The sequence below is a fragment of the Tetragenococcus halophilus genome (assembly GCF_001712815.1).
GTDB classification, from domain to species: Bacteria; Bacillota; Bacilli; order Lactobacillales; family Enterococcaceae; genus Tetragenococcus; species Tetragenococcus halophilus.
The window spans coordinates 1,604,200-1,625,484 of record NZ_CP012047.1 but is presented as its reverse complement, the minus strand read 5'-3'; the positions used below and the strand labels follow the sequence as shown (position 1 = coordinate 1,625,484).

Annotated in this window: 16 protein-coding genes and 1 pseudogene; 13 read left to right on the top strand and 4 right to left on the bottom strand. The window is 36.2% G+C overall.

All coding sequences use genetic code 11. The features are described 5' to 3' along the window. Positions 1-16: 16 nt before the first annotated feature. The 3 genes and pseudogenes from AC806_RS07665 to AC806_RS07655 form a co-directional block, all read right to left on the bottom strand. Positions 17-844, bottom strand: coding sequence for a carbohydrate ABC transporter permease (locus AC806_RS07665; RefSeq protein WP_014125344.1), 828 nt, complete (start codon positions 842-844; stop codon positions 17-19). After that, positions 841-1,709 (bottom strand): annotated as a pseudogene (locus AC806_RS07660) (carbohydrate ABC transporter permease). The gene AC806_RS07665 and the pseudogene AC806_RS07660 overlap by 4 nt, the downstream one beginning before the upstream one ends. Positions 1,710-1,737: 28 nt before the next feature. Then, on the bottom strand, positions 1,738-3,033 hold the full coding sequence (locus AC806_RS07655; RefSeq protein ID WP_069029110.1) for an ABC transporter substrate-binding protein: 1,296 nt from the start codon (positions 3,031-3,033) through the stop codon (positions 1,738-1,740). 353 nt (positions 3,034-3,386) lie between these two features. On the opposite strand from AC806_RS07655, the gene tsaB reads away from it, so the two are divergent. The 13 genes from tsaB (at position 3,387) to AC806_RS07590 (ending at position 19,366) form a co-directional block, all read left to right on the top strand. Next, the gene (gene tsaB / locus AC806_RS07650) at positions 3,387-4,103 is read left to right on the top strand and encodes a tRNA (adenosine(37)-N6)-threonylcarbamoyltransferase complex dimerization subunit type 1 TsaB (protein ID WP_069029109.1); all 717 of its coding nucleotides are present in this window, start codon (positions 3,387-3,389) and stop codon (positions 4,101-4,103) included. Then, the gene (gene rimI, locus AC806_RS07645) at positions 4,087-4,620 is read left to right on the top strand and encodes a ribosomal protein S18-alanine N-acetyltransferase (RefSeq protein ID WP_014125339.1); all 534 of its coding nucleotides are present in this window, start codon (positions 4,087-4,089) and stop codon (positions 4,618-4,620) included. Before tsaB ends, rimI (AC806_RS07645) begins: the two co-directional genes overlap by 17 nt. Further along, entirely contained in the window at positions 4,620-5,108 is a 489-nt protein-coding gene (rimI, locus tag AC806_RS07640; RefSeq protein ID WP_061840610.1) for a ribosomal protein S18-alanine N-acetyltransferase, read from the top strand. The genes rimI (AC806_RS07645) and rimI (AC806_RS07640) overlap by 1 nt, the downstream gene beginning before the upstream one ends. Further along, positions 5,083-6,090 (top strand): tRNA (adenosine(37)-N6)-threonylcarbamoyltransferase complex transferase subunit TsaD, encoded by a 1,008-nt coding sequence (gene tsaD / locus AC806_RS07635; RefSeq protein ID WP_069029108.1) that lies wholly within the window; start codon positions 5,083-5,085, stop codon positions 6,088-6,090. The genes rimI (AC806_RS07640) and tsaD overlap by 26 nt, the downstream gene beginning before the upstream one ends. A 202-nt stretch (positions 6,091-6,292) precedes the next feature. Continuing rightward, on the top strand, positions 6,293-7,090 hold the full coding sequence (gene rpsB, locus AC806_RS07630; RefSeq protein ID WP_061840606.1) for a 30S ribosomal protein S2: 798 nt from the start codon (positions 6,293-6,295) through the stop codon (positions 7,088-7,090). A gap of 106 nt (positions 7,091-7,196) precedes the next feature. After that, positions 7,197-8,078: a translation elongation factor Ts gene (gene tsf, locus AC806_RS07625; protein ID WP_014125335.1), complete on the top strand. Its 882-nt coding sequence runs from the start codon at positions 7,197-7,199 to the stop codon at positions 8,076-8,078. Between the two features lie 214 nt (positions 8,079-8,292). Continuing rightward, positions 8,293-9,012, top strand: coding sequence for a UMP kinase (pyrH, locus tag AC806_RS07620; protein ID WP_041591846.1), 720 nt, complete (start codon positions 8,293-8,295; stop codon positions 9,010-9,012). A 3-nt stretch (positions 9,013-9,015) separates the two neighbouring features. Beyond that, a complete protein-coding gene (gene frr / locus AC806_RS07615) occupies positions 9,016-9,573 on the top strand; it encodes a ribosome recycling factor (protein WP_014125333.1) in 558 nt (185 codons plus the stop codon). Positions 9,574-10,004: 431 nt separating this feature from the next. Further along, on the top strand, positions 10,005-10,805 hold the full coding sequence (locus tag AC806_RS07610) for an isoprenyl transferase (protein ID WP_014125332.1): 801 nt from the start codon (positions 10,005-10,007) through the stop codon (positions 10,803-10,805). Further along, positions 10,802-11,608 (top strand): phosphatidate cytidylyltransferase, encoded by an 807-nt coding sequence (locus AC806_RS07605; RefSeq protein ID WP_014125331.1) that lies wholly within the window; start codon positions 10,802-10,804, stop codon positions 11,606-11,608. Before AC806_RS07610 ends, AC806_RS07605 begins: the two co-directional genes overlap by 4 nt. A 151-nt stretch (positions 11,609-11,759) precedes the next feature. Beyond that, positions 11,760-13,025: an RIP metalloprotease RseP gene (gene rseP, locus AC806_RS07600; protein WP_061840602.1), complete on the top strand. Its 1,266-nt coding sequence runs from the start codon at positions 11,760-11,762 to the stop codon at positions 13,023-13,025. A gap of 84 nt (positions 13,026-13,109) precedes the next feature. Further along, positions 13,110-14,816 carry a proline--tRNA ligase gene (locus tag AC806_RS07595; protein WP_069029107.1) on the top strand — a complete coding sequence of 569 codons (1,707 nt, stop codon included), beginning with the start codon at positions 13,110-13,112 and terminating at the stop codon, positions 14,814-14,816. Between the two features lie 212 nt (positions 14,817-15,028). Further along, positions 15,029-19,366 (top strand): PolC-type DNA polymerase III, encoded by a 4,338-nt coding sequence (locus AC806_RS07590; protein WP_069029106.1) that lies wholly within the window; start codon positions 15,029-15,031, stop codon positions 19,364-19,366. 25 nt (positions 19,367-19,391) lie between these two features. Here AC806_RS07590 and AC806_RS07585 read toward each other — a convergent pair whose 3' ends face one another. Beyond that, positions 19,392-20,822, bottom strand: coding sequence for an IS5 family transposase (locus tag AC806_RS07585; RefSeq protein ID WP_014123813.1), 1,431 nt, complete (start codon positions 20,820-20,822; stop codon positions 19,392-19,394). Between the last annotated feature and the right edge of the window lie 463 nt (positions 20,823-21,285).

Below are 21,285 nucleotides of genomic sequence, written 5' to 3'. Positions count from 1 at the left end.
TATTCGATACTAGTGACTACATTTTTAAAGAACCCTCGCTTATCCCAGCAATAAAGTATTTTTGTAAAGAAATGAAGAGGAGAATCACTGGAATAATCGCCAATAATAAGCCGGTTAATGCTAGTTCCCACTGCGTGGTGAATTCACCGAAAAATGAATATAATTCTAACGGTAATGTACGCATTCCCTGCTGATTAACCACTAATGAAGGTAATAGATAGTCGTTCCATATTTTCATTCCATTTAAAATAATAACAGTTACAGTGGTAGGTTTTAAAATGGGTAAGATTACGCGAAAGAAAATACTTATACGATTTGCGCCGTCAATGTTTGCTGCATCATCCAAATCCGTTGAAATACTACGCATAGCGCCGTAATAAAGATAAACCGATAAACTGACCGAAAAGCCAATATTCATGATAGTTAAGCCTGTACGGTTCAATAAATTGATTTGTCCAAAAAGGTTGATTAAAGGAATCATGATCGCTTGAAAGGGGATCAACATTGTAACCCCACAAAAGTAGTAAATGAAGGTGCTTAATTTTGAGTCGCGACGATGCAATACATAAGCCGCCATGGCGCTAAATAATACTGTTAAACCTACACTAGCCACAGTGATAATCACTGAATTGCCAAAACCTGATACATAATTCATAGCCTGAAATGCATTGGGGTAGTTAGCAAGTGTGATTTCTTCAGGTAAACCAATAACGTTAGACAAAATCTCGGTACGTGTTTTAAATGAATTAATGAAAATTAAAAAGAAAGGATATAACCAACTAAGTGATAATACGATAGCTAAAATAATAACTAGTAATTTATTGAAATCGAGTTGTTTTTTCATATATCCATCTCTCGCTTTCTAGTTAAATTCAATTGAATCACTGTTACGATCGTTACAATAATAAAGAATATTACACCCTTTGCTTGGGCATATCCTTGGCTATATTCTTGAAAAGCTGTGTTATAAATGTTCATTGCTAACATTTCTGTGGAACCAAAAGGCCCACCATTTGTTAAAGTTAAGTTTAAGTCGTAAAGTCGAAAAGCATTTGTTAATGTTAAAATAGACTAATAGTAAAAGCGGGAGCTACTGTCGGAAATTTGATATACCAAAACATTTGCCAAGCATTGGCACCATCCATTTTGGCTGAATCAAGTACGGTTTGACTAATTGAAGTTAAAAATGAAATATAAATCAGCATGACATAGCCGCTCATTTGCCATACAAAGACAATGACTAGTGCCCAAAAGCCAGAAACGCTAGTTGCTAGCCAGTTGTCAAAAAAAGGGATACCAGTTGTACTTCCAATAGCAGAAAAAGCTTGGATGAAAATAAATTGCCAGATAAATCCTAAAATGACACCACCGATTAAATTAGGAACAAAGAAAGTGGTTCGTAAAAAGGTGGCAAATTTCCCCTGAATCGTTGTTACTAATAAGCCAAGACCTAGTCCGATAATGTTGACTAAAATAACTGAAAAAATCGAAAACCAAAAGGTAATATTCATACTCTCTAAAAAGCGTTGATCGCTAAATAACTGTTTATAGTTTGTCAGGCCAATAAAGGACATCGTTAAGCCATTAGAATTGGTAAATGAGGTATAAATACCGTAAATAAATGGCAGAACGATAACGAGAAATAAAGTAATTAACACGGGTGCTAAAAAAAGCCAATAAGTTTTTTTCATGTGCTTGTAATGGTTCATTGACATCATCTCCTGCAAAAATAATGAGTTAATCAACAGTTTGCACTTGTCTCATTTGTTTGAAATCAGCTGAGGTTCGCTTTGTTAATTCTTCCCAGGAAAGCTGACCGGCGAGATATTTTTGGAAATTAGGCGCTAAGGAGGCTCGTAAAAAACCATAAGGCTCTTGTTTGTAAGTCATAGGCGCAGCTGTATCGTCTAAAACTTCTTGATATAATTGGCGAGAGACTGGTGCAGAAATGTCATCAATATCCACATCTTTTGTCGGCGGAACTAATTGAAATTCGTCAGAGACGATTTCTTTTCCTTTTTCGCTTGTATATAAGAAATTCAAAAATTCAACCGCTGCTTGTGTTTCATCTTTAGATTTTGTTTTGTTAATACCGATCACCCAATTGGAACCAGCGACATTTCTTCCTGGTAAGTCATCATCAGCAAACACCGGTAAAATCCCTAATTTTTCTTGGACGAAGGAAGGGTCCATATCATCTAAAGCAGGAACAATCCAATTTCCCTGATGAATCATAGCGACTTCATCATTAAAAAATAAATCTTCTACAGAATGGGGATTAGTCATGGTAACTACTGGTTGTACGGTGTGTTGATTGATTAAATCGGTATATTCTTTCATACGATCGCCATTTTTCCAATTTAGTTCTTTGGCGTTAAAGGCGACATTGTTGTCATCGTCAAATTCCGAAGCTGCAAAGTTGGCAAAAAAATGGTTAGCTACATTTTCGTCTTCTCCTTCATAAGCAAATACTTCAGCTAAGCCCAGTTCTTCTTTTTTATCATCCAATGTCTCAACAACTTGCTTGAAATCAGCAAAATTCTGTATTTTTTTTGGATCAATACCAGCTTTAGCAAAAATTTCTTTATTATACATAAAACCAAAACCTTCAATCCCCATAGGTAATGCTAAAATCTCATCATCTAACGTTCCAGCTCCTAGAAGTTGTGGGAGCATTTCGTCTGTAAGTTTGAGATCGCTCATTTCAAGTAGATAATCTTTGTAAAAATCAATATCTGGTAAACCACCCAACATCATCATTGTGGGAGCATTCCCTGAGATAAACTTTGACAATAATGCAGCACCACCATCTCTTGAGGTTACAGTAGTAATGGTGACTTTTACATTAGGATGCTCTTTTTCAAAAGACTTACCAGCATGGCGCAACCCTTCAGCAATTTCTGATTTTTGATTAAAAAATTCAATCTCTACTTTCTGCTTATCCTCGGAACGATTGAAAAAACTAAAACCACTTAAAAATAAAAAAATGAGACTGATAAAGATACTGAATAAAAATTTTTTCTTTTGTCTCATATTATTTTCCGCCTTTCTTTTTTTATAAGACTTTCTAACAAAACAGGGTTACTAAATAAGAAAAATGATAAATTAAAAATAATACGTTTATAATATAATTTTAACGATTTCTTTTGAATAACCGCTAGTGAATGCGCTTTATAATTAATTAAAAAATAACATATAAGTTTTGGAAAAGCCACCAAAACAGTTTCTGTTAATATATTAAAATTGCATTAATAAAAAATTAATTTATTTTTTTAAGTCATTTATGGACAAATAGTGTTTTCCTTTCATCTTGGGTTGTCAATCCTAGTTTCTTTTACAAATTCATGATAAAATATGTAAGGATTTTAAAAGAAGGGAACAGAGAAATGAAAGTACTGGCAATGGATACATCTAATCCGACGATGGCAGTTGCTATTATGGAAGATCGGGAAATTTTAGGTCAATTACAAACGATGGTGAATAAAACACACAGTAAAACGTTGATGCCAGCGATAGATTTTTTAATGGAAAGTGTGGGCCTAACACCTGCTGATTTGGACCGTATCGCAGTTGCGCAAGGACCGGGGTCTTACACAGGCTTGCGCATTGGTGTAACAACAGCAAAAACATTAGCAAATACCTTGTCTATAGATTTGGTAGGTATTTCAAGCTTAAAAACGATTGCGGCCAATTGTATCAATGAACATGATTGGATTGTCCCGCTTTTTGATGCGCGTAGAGAAAATGTTTATGCTGGAGTTTATCAATGGAAAGACCGTAAACTAATAAATATCTTAGAAGATCAGCATATTTCCCTTGAGCACTTATTGGGTCAGTTAAAAGATCAACCATGTCGCTTTGTGGGCGCTGATGTAAAAAAATTTCAGACGCAGATTGCTGAAAAACTTCCTTTGGCAAAGATTAACTCGATTACACAATGGGACTATCCTAATGGCGTAGTGCTTAGCCAATTAGCGCAAGACGAAAGCCCTGTTCGCGATATTCATCAATTTTTACCGAATTATCTGAAACGTGTAGAAGCCGAAGAAAAATGGTTAAAAACGCATCAAAATGGGGTGCAAAATTATGTTGAAAAAATTTAGATCTGCGTTTTCAACTTTTCATCACAAAGAACGTTATGTCACGCATGAACAAGAAATTGCGGACAAAAAATTTATAATACGTGAAATGAGCACAGAAGATATTAAAGAACTACTCCAATTAGAGCGGACGGTTTATGCCGGCGAGCTTCCTTGGACACGTAGTGCTTTTTTAGCAGAATTGTATTCACGTTATGCTCATTTGTATTTGTGTGTCTTATATCAAAATAAGATTATTGGTTTTGTCGGTAGCCGAGCTTCTTTAGATGACTTACATATTACACATATAGCCATACATCCAGATTTTCAAAAAAAAGGTATTGCTTCATTTTTGCTAAAAGAAGTTGAGGCTTTTGGTTATAGACAGCATTGTCAGACAATTTCATTAGAAGTGCGGATAAGTAATATCGATGCCAAAAGATTGTATCGTAAACTAGGATATGAGGCTAAAAAAAGAATGGCAAATTATTATAGAATAGGAAATGAAGACGCACTTTTTATGGTAAAGAAGGTTAAGTGATGCGTTTAATTAATGAATGTTTTTTTCCGCCAAAAAAATTAGCGCAGCAGCTATTTGTGTTGTCTAGTAAAAGTTTTGCTGCAGGCTCTCCCTGGACAAAAGAACAATTTGAAGCAGAAATTCGCAATAAGCATTGTGGGTATCTGATCCTTGAAGATGAAGAGATTGTAGCCTATCTTTGTTATCATCAGTTTTTGGATGAAATGGAAGTCTTTAATCTGGCGATTTCACCCGATGAACAAGGAAAAGGTTATGGACATCTTTTATTGCATCATTTAAATCAAATAGCTTTAGCTGAACAGGTGGAGCAAATTTTCTTAGAAGTAAGAGTATCCAATCAGGCGGCTCAAAATTTGTATTTAAAAAATGGTTTTAATAAGACAGGCCATAGAACCGGATATTATTCAAAACCGGTAGAAGACGCGTTAGTCATGGTAAAAAAAGTGAGGCCAGAAAAAGATAATGAGCGAATTGATATTAGGTATTGAAAGTAGCTGTGATGAAACAAGTGTTGCTATTGTTAAAGATGGTCAAACGATTTTAAGCAATATTGTAGCTTCACAGATTAAAAGTCACAAACGTTTCGGTGGCGTGGTTCCAGAAGTTGCCAGCCGTCACCATGTAGAACAGATTACCCTGTGTATTGATGAAGCCCTGCAAGAAGCACAAATAGATAAAAAAGATTTAACAGCTGTGGCTGTAACTTATGGACCAGGTTTAGTGGGCGCTTTGTTAATTGGCGTACAGGCAGCTAAGGCTTTTGCTTGGGCTAATCATTTGCCCTTAATTCCAGTAAATCATATTGCAGGACATATTTATGCTGCGTGTTTTGAAGAAGAATTGCAGTTTCCTTTACTAGCTTTAGTTGTCAGTGGAGGACACACAGAATTAGTTTATATGAAAGAAGACGCTTCTTATGAAATTATCGGAGAAACCAGAGATGACGCAGCAGGAGAAGCTTATGATAAAGTTGGAAGGGTGCTGAATTTGAGTTATCCAAGTGGTAAAGAAATTGACCAGTTAGCTCATTTAGGAAAAGATCATTATCATTTTCCTCGTGCGATGTTACAAGAAGATAACTTTGACTTTAGTTTTAGCGGACTAAAAAGTGCGTTTATTAATCTTGTTCACAATGCCCAGCAACGTCAGGAAACATTATCGCAAGAAGATTTAGCTGCTAGTTTTCAAGCAAGTGTGGTTGAAGTGCTGGTCAAAAAAACAATACATGCTGCTAAGGCGTATCCTGTTAAACAGTTGGTGTTAGCAGGAGGGGTAGCTGCTAATCAAGGTTTGCGCGAAACAATGAAACAAAAAGTAGCAGAACAATTACCTCATTCTACTCTAATCATTCCAAGCTTACGTTTATGTGGGGATAATGCGGCGATGATCGCAGCAGCAGGACAAACTGAGTTTAATAAACATAACCTAGCGGATTTAAGCTTAAATGCTTGTCCAGGCCTAAGTTTCTAGCTTTTCCACAAGCGCTAGAAGTTTAGCTAGATTAAGAATAAATAGTTGAAAAAATAGTGAAATTATAGTATACTGTTTAAGGTTTCTGAAAAGAGACTAAATCCACATCTTATCGTGATCAGCGAAGTGGTGCTGATATTGTTCAGTTCTTCAATGAGACGATCGATAGGAGAGGAAAATAAAACCACATGGAGGAATTAAAATGGCAGTATTAAGTATGAAACAATTACTAGAAGCCGGCGTACATTTTGGTCACCAAACACGTCGCTGGAATCCGAAGATGAAGAAATATATCTTCACAGAAAGAAATGGTATCTACATCATTGACTTGCAAAAAACAGTTAAGTTAGTAGATGCAGCTTATGAATATATGAGAGAGGTCGCTGAAGAAGGTGGCGTTGCGCTATTTGTAGGTACTAAAAAACAAGCACAAGATTCAATAAAAGATGAAGCAATCCGTGCAGGACAATACTACGTTAACCATCGTTGGTTAGGTGGAACTTTAACGAACTGGCAAACAATTCAAAAACGCGTGACACGCCTAAAAGATATCAACCGTATGGAAGAAGATGGTACTTTTGATGTGCTTCCTAAAAAAGAAGTTGTAGGATTGAATAAAGAACGTGAACGTTTGGAAAAATTCTTGGGTGGTATTGCTGATATGCCTAGAATCCCAGATGTTATTTACATCGTAGATCCTAGAAAAGAACGTATTGCTGTTCAAGAAGCGCATAAATTGAGTATCCCAATTGTTGCAATGGTTGATACTAACTGTGACCCAGATGAAATTGATGTTGTTATCCCTTCTAATGATGATGCAATTCGTGCCGTTAAGTTGATTACTTCAAAAATGGCTGATGCATTGATTGAAGGTAATCAAGGTGAAGACGAAGTCGCAGAAGAAGATTTTGTAGACGAAGAAAATGTAACTGCAGAAAACGCTCCTTCACTTGAAGAAATGGTAGATGTAGTCGAAGGTAATAATCAATCAGCTGAATAAGATTGAATAGCGGGGCTGTTTCAAAGGCTGGGCGAAAAGCTGCACTCTCCTTTGAAACAGCTTTTTTTCAAAAATATTATACAAATGAAGCAGGAGGAATAAATAAATGGCTAATATTTCAGCAAAATTAGTAAAAGAATTACGTGATAAAACAGGCGTCGGTATGATGGATGCTAAAAAAGCACTAGTAGAAGTTGAAGGCGATATGGAAAAAGCTGTAGACTCTTTGCGTGAAAAAGGAATGGCTAAAGCGGCTAAAAAGAGTGACCGCGTGGCAGCTGAAGGACTAGCTTCTGTTGCTGTTGCAGGAAACACGGCTGCTATTGTCGAAGTAAACTCAGAAACTGACTTTGTTTCTAAAAACGAAAAATTCCAAAATCTAGTAAAAGAAATTGCCGAAGTTGTTGCAAAAAACAAACCAGCTGATATGGACGAAGCAATGAAATTAAAAACTTCTAATGGCAATATTGAAGCAGCTTTAATTGAAGCAACGCAAGTGATTGGTGAAAAAATCAGTTTCCGTCGTTTTGAAGTCCTTGAAAAAACAGACAACGCTGCGTTTGGTTCTTATTTGCATATGGGTGGTAGTATTGCTGTTTTATCTGTTGTTAATGGTACAACTGATGAGTCAGTTGCTAAAAACATAGCTATGCACGTAGCAGCAATCAATCCTCGTTATATCGATGAAAGTCAAATTCCACAAGATGAATTAGAACATGAAAAATCTATTTTAACCGAACAAGCACAACACGAAGGTAAACCTGAAAAAATTGTTGAAAAAATGGTTGAAGGTCGTTTGAACAAATATAAAGCAGAAATTTGCTTAGTTGACCAACCTTATGTAAAAGATCCTGATATGACAGTTGAAAAATATGTTAGTGGACAAAATGCTACAGTAAATACTTTTGTTCGCTATGAAGTAGGCGAAGGTATTGAGAAAAAAGAAGAAAACTTTGCAGACGAAGTAAAGAGCCAAGCTAACCAATAATCGTTAGTTCCTTAAAAATAGGAACGCATGCAGATGCGCTCCTATTTTTTGTGAGCCGTGTGTTAACATTTCACAAATAAAACAGTATATAAAATTATTCAAAAATAAAAAGTTATTATTTAAAGTAAAAAATAAACAAGCGCAATTTTTCAACTGCGCAAATACAATGAATATGCTACAATGATAACAGAGAATTTACGGAGGAATCGTGAGGATGAAACCAAAATATCAACGTGTGGTACTAAAATTGAGCGGTGAAGCATTAGCTGGCGAAGATGGCTTTGGCATCAATCCGCCAACGATCCAAAAAATCGCTGAGGAATTAAAAAAGGTTTATGAGTTAAATGTTGAATTAGCTATTATAGTTGGCGGTGGAAACATTTGGCGAGGACAAGTTGGTGCCCAAGTTGGCATGGAACGTGCGCAAGCCGATTATATGGGAATGCTAGCAACCGTGATGAATGCTTTAGCATTACAAGATACTTTGGAAAACGTGGGTGTACCAACACGGGTACAAACTTCTATTGAAATGCGTCAAGTGGCTGAACCTTATATTCGTCGTCGTGCTGAACGACATCTTGAAAAAGGAAGAGTTGTTATTTTCGCTGGGGGTACAGGCAACCCTTATTTTTCAACGGATACTACAGCTGCCTTGCGCGCTGCTGAGATTAAAGCAGATGTTATTTTGATGGCTAAAAATAATGTTGATGGTGTTTATTCAGCAGATCCTAAAGAAGATGAAACAGCTGTTAAATTTGAAGAATTAACGCATTTAGAAGTTATCTCAAAAGGGTTGGAAGTCATGGATTCAACCGCAAGTTCTTTAAGTATGGATAATGATATTCCAGTGGTAGTATTTAATTTAAATAAAGCTGGAAATATCGAGCGCGCCGTCATGGGTGAAAATATCGGAACAACTGTAAAGGGGAAATAACACATGGCAGATAAAGTTTTTCAACAAGCAAAAGAAAATATGGAAAAAGCTACAGATAATCTGCAATATCAACTTGGACAAATACGCGCAGGTCGTGCAAACGCAAGCTTATTAGATCGTGTGAATGTTGTCTATTATGGTGTGCCAACACCGTTGAATCAACTAGCTTCTATTACCATTCCTGAAGCACGAGTATTGATGATCAAACCATTTGATAAAACAATGCTGCAAGAAATTGAAAAATCGATTTTGGCTTCTGACGTTGGCATCACGCCAACTAACGATGGTTCAGTCGTTCGATTAGTCATTCCTCAGCTGACTGAAGAACGTCGGAAAGAATTAGCAAAAGAAGTTGGTAAAGATGCAGAAACAGCAAAAGTGTCGGTAAGAAATGCTCGTCGTGAAGCAATGGATGAATATAAAAAGCAAGAAAAAAATAGCGACATTACCGAAGATGACTTGCGAACTGCTGAAAAAGATATACAAGATTTGACAGATCAAAATATCAAAAATATCGATGATATATCTTCTGATAAGGAAAACGAATTATTAGAAATGTAAATCTTACTTTAAAAAAACAGAACTCTAGCCGGTTCTGTTTTTATTTTGCTTTTTTATGAAAAATCGGAAATAAATACAAAGGAAATAGCAAATCGATGTCGAAAAAGAAACGATAGCATATAAAAACGGTAAACTTATGTTGAATAAGAACAGATAGCACATAGAAACGCTTATGTTGAATGAGAAGGAATAGCTCAAAAAAACAACAAACCTTTGTGCTAGCAAAAGAGCAAGGATTATAAAATTAGTGATGACCTTCTTTTATTTTCAGTGGATAGTAATTTTTAAAAAATTCTTTTGTTCTATTAATATTTTCAATCATATTTTCAATTATTATAGGCAATGAGTTTGTTTATTGTTATAATAAGAAAGATAAAATTTTGTTTCTTTCCCATACATTTAGGGATGAATGAAGTTAGGAGATAAAAACAATGTTGCGTTTTTTTCCAGAAAAAAATAAAACTTTTCAAGAAGAACAAGAGTACACTTTTGATTCAGAATTACCTGTGCCTAAACATATAGCAATTATTATGGATGGTAATGGACGTTGGGCACAAAATCGCAGATTGCCCAGGGTAGCTGGACACAAAGAAGGTATGGAAACAGTAAAAAAGATCACGAAGCATGCTTCTTATTTAGGCGTTAAAGTGTTAACACTTTATGCTTTTTCGACAGAAAATTGGAGAAGGCCTGAAGAAGAAGTCAATTTTTTGATGCAATTACCAGTTGACTTTTTTGATACTTTTGTGCCAGAGTTAATGAAAGAAAATGTTCGTGTAAATGTAATGGGAGAATATGATGTCTTACCAGCGCATACACAAGATGCAGTCAATCGAGCGGTAAAGCAAACAAGTGAAAATACAGGAATGATTCTAAACTTTGCTTTAAATTATGGCAGTCGTGCAGAAATGGTTTCGGCAGTAAAAAATATTGCAACAGATATTAGCGCAAAAAATATTGAAGTTGAGCAGATCGATGATGATTTTATCGCTGACTACTTGATGACAGGATTTTTGCCCAAAGAAATTCGTGATCCAGAAGTTCTCATACGCACCAGTGGCGAAGAACGTATCAGCAATTTTTTATTGTGGCAAATCGCTTATAGCGAGCTACTATTTACAAAAGAGTTATGGCCGGATTATAGCGAAGCCTCTCTTGAAAACTCGATTGCAATTTTTCAACATCGAAATCGTCGTTTTGGCGGTTTGAAAAACAAGGAGGAAAATAAATGAGACAACGGGTCATTACAGCGGTTATCGCTTTGGTACTTTTTTTGCCCATTATCTTTTTTGATTTCGGTGGAATTTCAGTACAATTATTAGGCGCTTTGCTAGCAGTCGTGGGTGTTTACGAACTCTTTAGAATGAAAGGCTTAGCAATTATCAGTTTTGAAGGGATTTTATCAATTATTGGGGCACTCGTGTTAGTATTACCCAATAATCCGTGGTTTTCGTATTTGCCTGATACAACGGATAAGTTAATCCTATTTTATTTCATTGTTATGCTTTTATTAGGGGTATCAGTGTTATCGAAAAATATGTATACTATTGATGAAGCAGGTTTTCCTGTATTAGTTAGTTTATATGTAGGCGTTGGGCTGCAAAATTTTGTAGAAGCAAGATCTACTGGTTTATTGCTACTTTTGTTCGGGCTATTTATTGTATGGGCTACTGATATCGGTGCTTATATGGTAGGAAGAAAATATGGTAAACGAAGTCTTTGGCCAGCGATATCTCCTAATAAAACAGTTGAAGGTGCTATAGGCGGTATTTTAAGCGCACTTTTTATCGCAATTGTCTTTTTGATTATTTATCCAGGAAGCCTTTATTTTGAATACGGTTCTTTTATCATGCTTTTTTGGACAATCATTTTATCGGCGGTCGGTCAATTTGGCGATTTAGTCGAGTCAGCGATTAAAAGACATTATCAAGTGAAAGATTCAGGTAACATTTTACCAGGGCATGGCGGCGTTTTAGACCGCTTTGATAGTATGTTGTTTGTTTTCCCTATTATGCATCTGATTGGCTTATTCTAATATTAGAAAAGTTACTGAGCATTTTCGAAATGATCGGAAATGCTTTTTTAAATTCTTATTACAATCAATCTCATTGATTGTTAATTACATAAGATATGATAAAATAATGAGTAATCTTTGAGATACTTTGACGAAAGAGAGGAAACATACCATGAAGACATTGATTACATTTTTAATCGTCTTCTCAGTAGTTGTGGTAATACATGAATTTGGACATTTTTATTTTGCTAAGAAATCGGGCATTTTAGTCCGTGAATTTTCTATCGGCATGGGTCCTAAGCTATTCAGCCACCAAGCTAAAGACGGTACGACTTACACCATACGAGCCATACCGATGGGTGGTTATGTTCGGATGGCAGGCTATGAGGATGAAGAAGAACTAAAAGCTGGAATGCCGGTATCTTTGGAAGTAAATGAGAATAACGAAGTCATTAAAATCAATACAAGTTCAAAAGTACAGTTAGAAAATGCGATCCCTTTAGAAGTGACTCGTTATGATTTGACTGAGGCGCTTGAAATTACAGGATTTGTTAATGGAAATGAAGATAATGTAGCAAGCTATTCAGTAAATCATGAGGCAATGATTATTGAAGAAGACGGTACGCAGCTGCGTATCGCACCTAGAGATGTACAGTTTCAGTCTGCTAAGTTATGGCAAAGAATGTTGACAAATTTCGCGGGACCTATGAATAATTTCTTATTAACGATTGTGTTATTCATTGCCATTGTATTTTTACAAGGCGGAGTTCCTAATGAAGACTCAACAGTACTTGGTGAAGTAAATCCTGAAGGTGTAGCAGCAACAGCCGGTTTAAGGTCGGGGGATGAAATTGTAGCGATCGACCAAGAAGAAGTATCAAGTTGGCCTGAACTGCAACAAACGATTCAACAACAACCTGATGAAGAGTTATCGCTTGAAGTTAACCGGGATGACCAAACTTTTTCTGTAGATGCAACGCCTGAAAGCGTAGAATCGGGTAATCAAGATATTGGGCAATTGGGCGTACAAGCATCGCTTAAAACTGGTTTTTGGGACAAAGTAGTCGGCGGTGTGAAAGAAAGTTGGGACATGCTTGTCCAAATTTTAGCTGCCTTAAGAAACTTGGTAACTAATTTTAGTTTGGATCAATTAGGCGGTCCAGTTGCTATTTTCCAAATGTCTGATCAAGCTGCTCAACAAGGCGCTATGACTGTCTTACTTTTGACCGCTATGATATCAGTCAATTTAGGTATCGTGAACTTACTACCCATTCCTGGTTTGGACGGTGGAAAATTACTACTTAATATAGTCGAAGCTATACGTGGAAAACCAATTAGTGAAGAAAAAGAAGGGATGATTACCTTAGTAGGTTTTGGTTTGTTGATGTTATTAATGGTATTAGTCACTTGGAATGATATCCAGCGCTTTTTCTTTTAAACCCAGGCCCTTAATTTAGACAGATTGGCCGTTATTTCAAATTCGTATAGTAAAGAAAAGTGTTGTTTAAATGAGGAGTGTATTATGAAACAATCAAAACTTTTAATTCCGACAATGCGAGAAATTCCCAACGATGCAGAAGCTAAGAATTTACAGCTGCTGTTAAGAGCTGGTTTTATTCGACAAGTATCAGGGGGGGTTTACGCTTATTTACCTTTAGCTACTCGTGTATTAAAAAAAATGTATGCGATCATTGGTGAAGAGTTTGAAAAAATTGGTTCAGTAGAAATCAAAATGCCAACATTGTTACCGTCATCTTTATTAGAAAATACTAGTGAAGTTAGTTATGACGATAAAGCTTATAATTTAAAAAATCGTACAGGAAAAGAGTTTGTCTTAGGCTCTGCTTATGAAGGGCTAATTAGTGAATTGATCGGTGATGAAATTTCTTCTTATAAACGATTGCCATTAACCCTTTTTCAAATCGCTACTAAATACCGTAATGATAAACGTTCACGCTTTGGCTTATTGCGCAGCCACGAATTTATCTTAAGCGATGCCTATTCTTTTCATGCAACAGAGGAAAGTTTAAATGAAATGTATCGTGCTTACCAAAATGCCTTTGAACATATTTTTGAACGTTTAGGCGTTAAAGTAAAAGGTTTATTGGGAGATAGTCAAATTGATGAACAAACCGATGCTTTTGAATATATGGCTCTTTCAGAGTCAGGAGATAAAATTGGCGCTTTTTCAACGGGAAGTAATTATGCATCTGACTTGCAGGCGGCAACAAGTGCTTTTATTTCAAAAAAATCTCACGAACCTAACAAGGAAATCGAAGAAGTTACTTTTGAAAAAAAAGAAAATCTAGAAGAAGCAGCACAAGCTTTATCTATTCCTTTGCAAAAAACAATTAAGACTCAACTTTATTTAGCAGATGATAAGCCAGTTCTTGTTTTAGTTCGGGCAGATCAGAAAGTAAATGAGCTAAAGATTAAGAAACATTTGGAAGTAGCACAATTAATTGCTGCTGATGAAACACAAAGCCAAGCGTATTTTCAAACATCTCTAAGTTATTTAGGTCCCGTCGATGTGCCAGATAAATGTAAGATCTATGCAGATTTACAAGTTCAAGATTTGGCAAATGCTTTAGCAGGCGCAAATAAAGAAAATGCTTATTTGAAAAATGTCAATCCGGACAAAGACTTTCCGGTGGACCAGTATGCTGATTTACGTTTAGTACAAGAAGGTGATACCTCACCTGATAATTTAGGAACTTTAGAACTAAAAAAAGGTGTCGAAGTCGGACGTATGATAAAAGTCGGTACTTATTTTAGTGAAAGATTGAAAACAGCTGTATTAGATGAAAATGGACAACATGTACCAGTACAAATGGGGTGTTATGAGCTGGGAATCAGCCGTTTATTAGCGACCATCGTGGAACAAAATAGCGATGAAGAGGGAATTAATTGGCCAGCAGAGATTGCGCCTTTTGACTTGCATATTGTACAAATGAATATGGAAGATGAAGAACAAACAGCGCTAACTAATAGCGTGGAAGAAATAATGTTAGCAGCTGGTTATCAAGTTTTAGTAGATGATAGACAAGAAAGAAGCGGCGTGAAATTTGCTGATGCGGATTTAATTGGTTGCCCAGTTCGTATTACTGTTGGGAATAAAGCCAATGAAGGAGCTGTCAGTATTAAATTTAAACAAACGCAAGCAAAAATTGAAGTGAAAAAAGAAGAATTAGTTTCAACACTTGCAATTTTATTGAATTCAGAAGGCTGATAAAGGGCTGTGACATAAGAAAAGAACCGAACTATATTTGATAAGTTTTGTTTAGCTTAAAATTACGATGTGTGTCTATTAGAGCGTAAAACAAACTTTTTATAGTTCGGTTGTTTTGTCAGCAAAAAATCTTATGAAGTAGTCACTTTCATTGTCTTTTTAAAACGCGTATACTAGTAAAGAAAGATTGTTACATTAAGGAGTGTATAAACTTGTCAAAGGAAGAAGAAACATTTGAAATTCTCTTAGATCAAATCCAACTTGATGAAACTATGCGAGAAAATCCTTTGATCAAACAAGGAAAAATCAAACAAGTTATTGTCCATAAGCAATCACAAAATTGGACCTTTGTTTTAAGCTTTGCAAAAATTTTACCAGCGATGATCTATCAAAGTTTTCGGCAAAATTTAGAAATGGCTTTTCAAGATATTGCTTCAGTTGATATGGTCATTGAAGCAGATGATAATCAATTTGATGAGCAGTTATTACAGGAATATTGGCCACTGATTCTGGCAGATCAAAAATGTGCAACACCTTTTGTACAGCAAGTATTAAAAAGCCAGCAACCCTTTATGAACGGTTCAAAAGTTATCTTGCCGATTTCTAATGAAGCAGTGATACCCAATTTGCAGCAACAGTATTTGCCTATGGTAGAAAAAATTTACCAATCTTTTGGTTTTGCTAAATTTCGTATTAAACCAGAATTTGATCAAAAACAAGCAACTGAAAATAAAGAACAGTTGGAAGCTTTTCAAAAAGAACAACAAGAAGCGTTTATGCAACAAGCAGCAGAATCGATTGCTTCACATAAACAACAAAAGAAAGAGAAAAAACAAGAAAGTCAGCCACTGGACGGTCCGATCGCACTAGGAAGAAATATTTCGCAAGATGAATTAGTTACACCTATGGATAATATTTTAGAAGAAGAGCGTCGGATGACGATTCAAGGTTATGTTTTTGACAAAGAAGTTCGTGAACTTCGCTCAGGTAGACAATTGTTGATTTTGAAAATTACTGACTACACTTCTTCTTTTGTTGCTAAAAAATTCTCAAATGGCGAAAAAGATGAACAAGTCTTTGAAGCGATCCAAGCAGGGAGTTGGCTAAAGGTTCGTGGTAGTATCCAAGAAGACACTTTTATGCGGGATCTAGTGATGAATGCGCAAGACCTAGTTGAAGTCAAACATGAAAGTAGAAAGGATTACGCTAAAGAAGATGAAAAACGAGTGGAGCTTCATTTACACTCTAATATGAGTACCATGGATGCCACAAACAGCGTTAGTGAATTAGTAGAACAAGCGGGAAAATGGGGACATAAAGCAGTTGCTGTGACTGATCATGGTGGTGCTCAATCATTTCCAGAAGCGCACCAAGCAGGCCAAGATAATGGCGTGAAAATTATTTATGGTGTTGAAGCCAATGTAGTAGACGATGGTGTTGCAGTTGTTTATAATCCTCAAGATGTTTCTTTGTCTGATGCAACTTATGTGGTCTTTGACGTGGAAACTACAGGATTATCGGCAGTTTATGATTCAATTATCGAACTAGCAGCGGTCAAGATGCATAAAGGAAATGTAGAAGATTCTTTTGAAGAGTTTATTGATCCAGGTCATTCACTATCTAGTACCACGGTTAATTTGACCGGTATTACTGATGAAATGGTGAAAGGTTCCAAGTCTGAAGAAGAAGTACTGCAAGCTTTTGAACAATTTTCTGAAGGTTGTGTTTTAGTCGCTCATAACGCTTCATTTGATATGGGATTTTTAAATATGAGCTATAAACGGAATAATATCGCTGAAGCTTCTAATCCGGTAATCGATACTTTAGAATTAGCACGTTATCTATACCCAGAATTTAAGCGTTTTGGCTTGGGCGTATTGACGAAAAAATTTGGCGTATCCTTAGAACAACATCATAGAGCGGTCTATGACGCTGAAGCCACGGGACACTTGGCTTGGATTTTTGTAAAAGAAGCGATGGAAAAACATGAAATGTATCTACATAAAGATTTGAATCGTCATGTAGGAAGCGCCAATTCAATCAAAGCTGCTCGTCCTTTTCATGCTTCGATTTTGGTTAAAAATCAAAAAGGGTTAAAAAACTTATTTAAATTAATTTCAATGTCGAATGTAAAATACTTTCACAATAAACAACCGCGCATTCCTCGTTCTGAACTTGTGAAGTTTCGTGAGGGTTTAATGATTGGAACGGCTTGTGACAAAAATGAGGTTTTTGTTGCGATGATGCAAAAAGGCTACGAAGAAGCCAAAGAACTAGCTAAGTTTTATGATTATATTGAAGTCATGCCTAAAGCTGTTTATGCTCCTTTAATCGAACAAGAATTAATTAAAAGTGAAAAAGATTTGGAAGATATCATTGCCAAATTGGTAAATATCGGTAAAGAATTGGACAAACCAGTTGTTGCTTCTGGAGATGTTCATTATATAAATGATGAAGAAGCGATCTACCGTAAAATTTTGATCAATTCAATGGGAGGCGCGAACCCATTAAATCGACATGCTTTACCTGATGTTCATTTTCGTACCACAGATGAGATGTTAACGGAATTCCAATTTTTAGGTAATGAAAAAGCTAAAGAAATAGTAGTAGATAGTCCTAATCAATTAAATGACAACTGTGAAGTTGTCATTCCAGTAAAAGATAAGTTGTATACGCCGAAAATTCCAGGCTCAGAAGAGGAGATTACCGACTTAAGTTACACACAAGCAAAAAAACTTTACGGTGACCCATTACCTGAAATCGTGGAAAAACGTTTAGAAAGAGAACTTGAATCGATTATTGGAAATGGCTTTTCTGTTATCTACTTAATTGCGCAAAAATTAGTGTTAAAAAGTAATAAAGATGGCTATCTGGTAGGTTCAAGAGGTTCTGTTGGATCTAGTTTAGTAGCGACAATGACGGGGATTACTGAAGTAAATCCATTATCTCCACATTATTATTGTCCAGAATGTCAGTATTCAGAATTCTATGAAGATGGCTCTTATGGTTCAGGCTTTGATATGCCGGAAAAAGATTGTCCGAAATGTGGGACTCGTTTGAAAAAAGATGGACACGATATTCCTTTTGAAACCTTTTTAGGGTTTAACGGTGATAAAGTGCCCGATATTGACTTGAACTTTGCTGGTGAATATCAACCTGAAGCTCATAATTATACTAAAGTATTGTTTGGTGAAGATTACGTTTATCGTGCTGGAACGATTAGTACGGTAGCTGATAAGACGGCTTTTGGTTTTGTTAAAGGTTATGAACGAGATTATAATTTAAACTTTAGAAACGCAGAAGTGGATCGTCTAGCCAAAGGTGCTAGTGGCGTCAAACGTACGACAGGGCAACACCCGGGTGGGATTATTGTTATTCCAGATGATATGGATGTTTATGACTTTACACCGATACAATACCCAGCTGATGATTTGAACGCAGAATGGCGTACAACTCACTTTGATTTCCACTCTATTCATGATAATGTTTTGAAATTAGATATTTTAGGACACGATGATCCTACAGTTATTCGGATGTTACAAGATTTGTCGGGGATCGATCCGCTAACTATTCCGACTGATGATCCTGAAGTGATGCGCATTTTTGAAGGCACGGAAGTATTAGGTGTAACTTCTGATCAAATTTATTCCAAAACAGGAACATTAGGAATTCCTGAATTTGGGACACGTTTTGTTAGAGGAATGCTTGAAGAGACCAATCCAACGACTTTTGCGGAATTGCTACAAATTTCTGGTTTATCCCATGGGACTGATGTTTGGTTAGGAAATGCTGACGAGCTGGTACGTCAAGGAATTGTTGATCTAGCGCATGTTATTGGTTGTCGGGACGATATTATGGTGTATTTAATGCATGCCGGTCTTGATGCTGGAATGGCTTTTCAAATTATGGAACATGTCCGTAAAGGTAAAGGAATTCCAGATGAATGGCAAGCGGAAATGAAAAAAAATGATGTTCCTGACTGGTACATTGATTCTTGCTTAAAAATTAAATATATGTTTCCTAAAGCCCATGCTGCAGCTTATGTGCTAATGGCCTTGCGGGTTGCTTATTTTAAAGTATATTTTCCTATTCTTTACTATTGTGCTTATTTTTCGGTTCGTGCAGATGATTTTGACTTAGTTACCATGTGTAAAGGAAAAAATGCGGTAAAAGAACGAATGAAAGAAATTACTGATAAAGGAATGGACGCTTCTGCTAAGGAAAAAAATCTATTAACAGTACTTGAGTTATGCAACGAAATGTTGGAACGTGGTTATGAGTTTGGCATGATTGATTTATACAAGTCTGATGCTGTTAACTTTGTTATTGAAGATAATAAATTGATCGCACCATTTCGTGCGGTGCCAAGTTTAGGAACAAACGTAGCCAAGCAAATTGTAAAAGCGCGAGAAGACGGACCATTTTTATCAAAAGAAGATCTTGCAAATCGTGCGAAGGTTTCAAAAACATTAATTGATTATATGTCTGATAATGGCGTTTTAAATGATTTGCCAGATGAAAACCAATTATCTTTATTTGATATGTTGTAAGCATCATTTTAATTGTATATAATGCCTACTGAATAATTGTGAACTTTGTAAAAAAGCTAAAATAAAGCGTCCAATTCTTTATTTGCCTGCTTTTGAAGACGTTAGATAAAATTTGGCGTAAAGCATCTGCCGTCAATTTAGACAGATTGAGTGCCAAAACGCTCAAAGCAATGCTTGAAAGCGTAGTATCTTTACGTTTAGTTGTTATCAAATCAGCGCCAAAACACCCCTTTAATTGGCTAAATCCACGTTCAACCGCGACACGATCGGCATTGTCTTGTTCATCGATGGTTTTATCACGAACTTCGTTCTTTTTCGGGCGCCCTAGTGCAGGTCCCGATAATCGGATGCCCCGTTGTTTACAATAATTGAGGTTTTTTCGATTACGATAAATCTTGTCTGCTAAGACACGTTCAGGGTAGTTTCCATGTCGGTCGTGGTAACGACGAATCGTAGAAATTAAAATATCTGACTCGTTATAAGCATCGAAACTGCTATATTCTAGGCGGGCGATACCTTGATCAAGACTCATATCAAATTTGGCACCAAACTCGACGGAGGCTTTGGCTTTTCCCCGCACAATAGGACGCAACCATGGTTGATGAAAACTAACGATCCGATCTTGCACAGAGTGGGTGTGATTATCATACATATAACGTTGTTGTTCATAAATGTTTTGAATGGTTGTCCACCAAATCGCTTGTTGTTCTGTTAATTGAGCGCCTCGGTCTAAAAATTTCTGAATCACTTGGATATCACGTTTGACAAATCCTAACATTTTGCGTATTTGCTTCCGTAACCACTTTTTTGCTTTTTTCTTACGACGGACGATATTCAGATAAACTTTTTGCGCTAATTGCCGATAAATCCGTGGTTTCTTCCATTGATAGTCTTGACAGAGGCTATCTACGATTTTTTCCGCATGTGTTCGTGCATCATTTAATAGCTCCGTATCCGTCGGATATTTGATGTTTTGCGGGGCACAAGTCGCGTCTAATGTCAGTGTTCCACTGTTGGAACCGTCTGTGGGCGGTGTGGGATCATCGTCATCTTTTTGATTGTAAGACAAGATTTTTTCGTTGATTTGCATTAGTGTGACTTCATCCAAACGCTTACGAAAGTGGACCATGGAAGAGGCTTCAAAAGGCGCTTCTTCCTGATAGCCAGGCAGCCCCACGAAAAATTGCAGGTAAGGATTCTCTTGGATTTGAGCGACAGTTTCTTCGTCACTGTAGTGATACTCTTTTTGAATTAAAAGCGCGCCTAAGGCCATACGTAACGACTTAGCCACATTGCCTTTGGGATTTGGAAAGTTTTTCGCATAGTCTTTTTCCAGTTGGCCCCAAGGAATTTGTTCCGCTTTTTTTACCCAACGGTTTTCTGGGTTCATATGAAGACCTAAGGGTTGATTGAAATCTTCAAAAGAAATTTGGACGTAGGGTTGTGATTTGTACATGAGCATCCTCCTAAGCAACAATAAGTGCACGATTTAAAAGGTCTTACTGTAAAAAGCCTTGCATCTATTTTAACAAATAGTTTGAATAAATGTTGGTAAATCAACAAATTAATTATAATCAGTAGGCATTATATAAATATATGTTGGGTCATACCTATCTTCTATCTAATGTGTCATTGGATCAGAGGGGTATGATCCAATTGTGTAGAAACCACTAATATTGAATAAAGAAAAAGAAATCCTTTATCCAATAATGAAAAATTGAATAACGGAAATGGAATTCTTTAATCAATAAGGAAATAATGAATAAAGGAATTGAAATCCGTTATCCCAAAATTAACTGAATAACTTCGTAACAGGTCAAATAAAGAGAAATTTACGAATATTGGATAAAGGAATTCAATTTTATTATTCAATAAAATAAAATTGAATAAAGAATGTTAAAACTTTTATTCAATAGTCT

Bases quoted from the DNA above. Each gene is read 5' to 3' on its own strand.
- rimI (WP_014125339.1), top strand. From the start codon at position 4,087: ATGTTGAAAAAATTTAGATCTGCGTTTTCAACTTTTCATCACAAAGAA.
- tsaD (WP_069029108.1), top strand. From the start codon at position 5,083: ATGAGCGAATTGATATTAGGTATTGAAAGTAGCTGTGATGAAACAAGT.
- tsaB (WP_069029109.1), top strand. From the start codon at position 3,387: ATGAAAGTACTGGCAATGGATACATCTAATCCGACGATGGCAGTTGCT.
- AC806_RS07655 (WP_069029110.1), bottom strand. From the start codon at position 3,033: ATGAGACAAAAGAAAAAATTTTTATTCAGTATCTTTATCAGTCTCATT.
- pyrH (WP_041591846.1), top strand. From the start codon at position 8,293: ATGAAACCAAAATATCAACGTGTGGTACTAAAATTGAGCGGTGAAGCA.
- rpsB (WP_061840606.1), top strand. From the start codon at position 6,293: ATGGCAGTATTAAGTATGAAACAATTACTAGAAGCCGGCGTACATTTT.
- rseP (WP_061840602.1), top strand. From the start codon at position 11,760: ATGAAGACATTGATTACATTTTTAATCGTCTTCTCAGTAGTTGTGGTA.
- AC806_RS07605 (WP_014125331.1), top strand. From the start codon at position 10,802: ATGAGACAACGGGTCATTACAGCGGTTATCGCTTTGGTACTTTTTTTG.
- AC806_RS07610 (WP_014125332.1), top strand. From the start codon at position 10,005: ATGTTGCGTTTTTTTCCAGAAAAAAATAAAACTTTTCAAGAAGAACAA.
- frr (WP_014125333.1), top strand. From the start codon at position 9,016: ATGGCAGATAAAGTTTTTCAACAAGCAAAAGAAAATATGGAAAAAGCT.
- tsf (WP_014125335.1), top strand. From the start codon at position 7,197: ATGGCTAATATTTCAGCAAAATTAGTAAAAGAATTACGTGATAAAACA.
- AC806_RS07585 (WP_014123813.1), bottom strand. From the start codon at position 20,822: ATGTACAAATCACAACCCTACGTCCAAATTTCTTTTGAAGATTTCAAT.
- AC806_RS07595 (WP_069029107.1), top strand. From the start codon at position 13,110: ATGAAACAATCAAAACTTTTAATTCCGACAATGCGAGAAATTCCCAAC.
- AC806_RS07665 (WP_014125344.1), bottom strand. From the start codon at position 844: ATGAAAAAACAACTCGATTTCAATAAATTACTAGTTATTATTTTAGCT.
- rimI (WP_061840610.1), top strand. From the start codon at position 4,620: ATGCGTTTAATTAATGAATGTTTTTTTCCGCCAAAAAAATTAGCGCAG.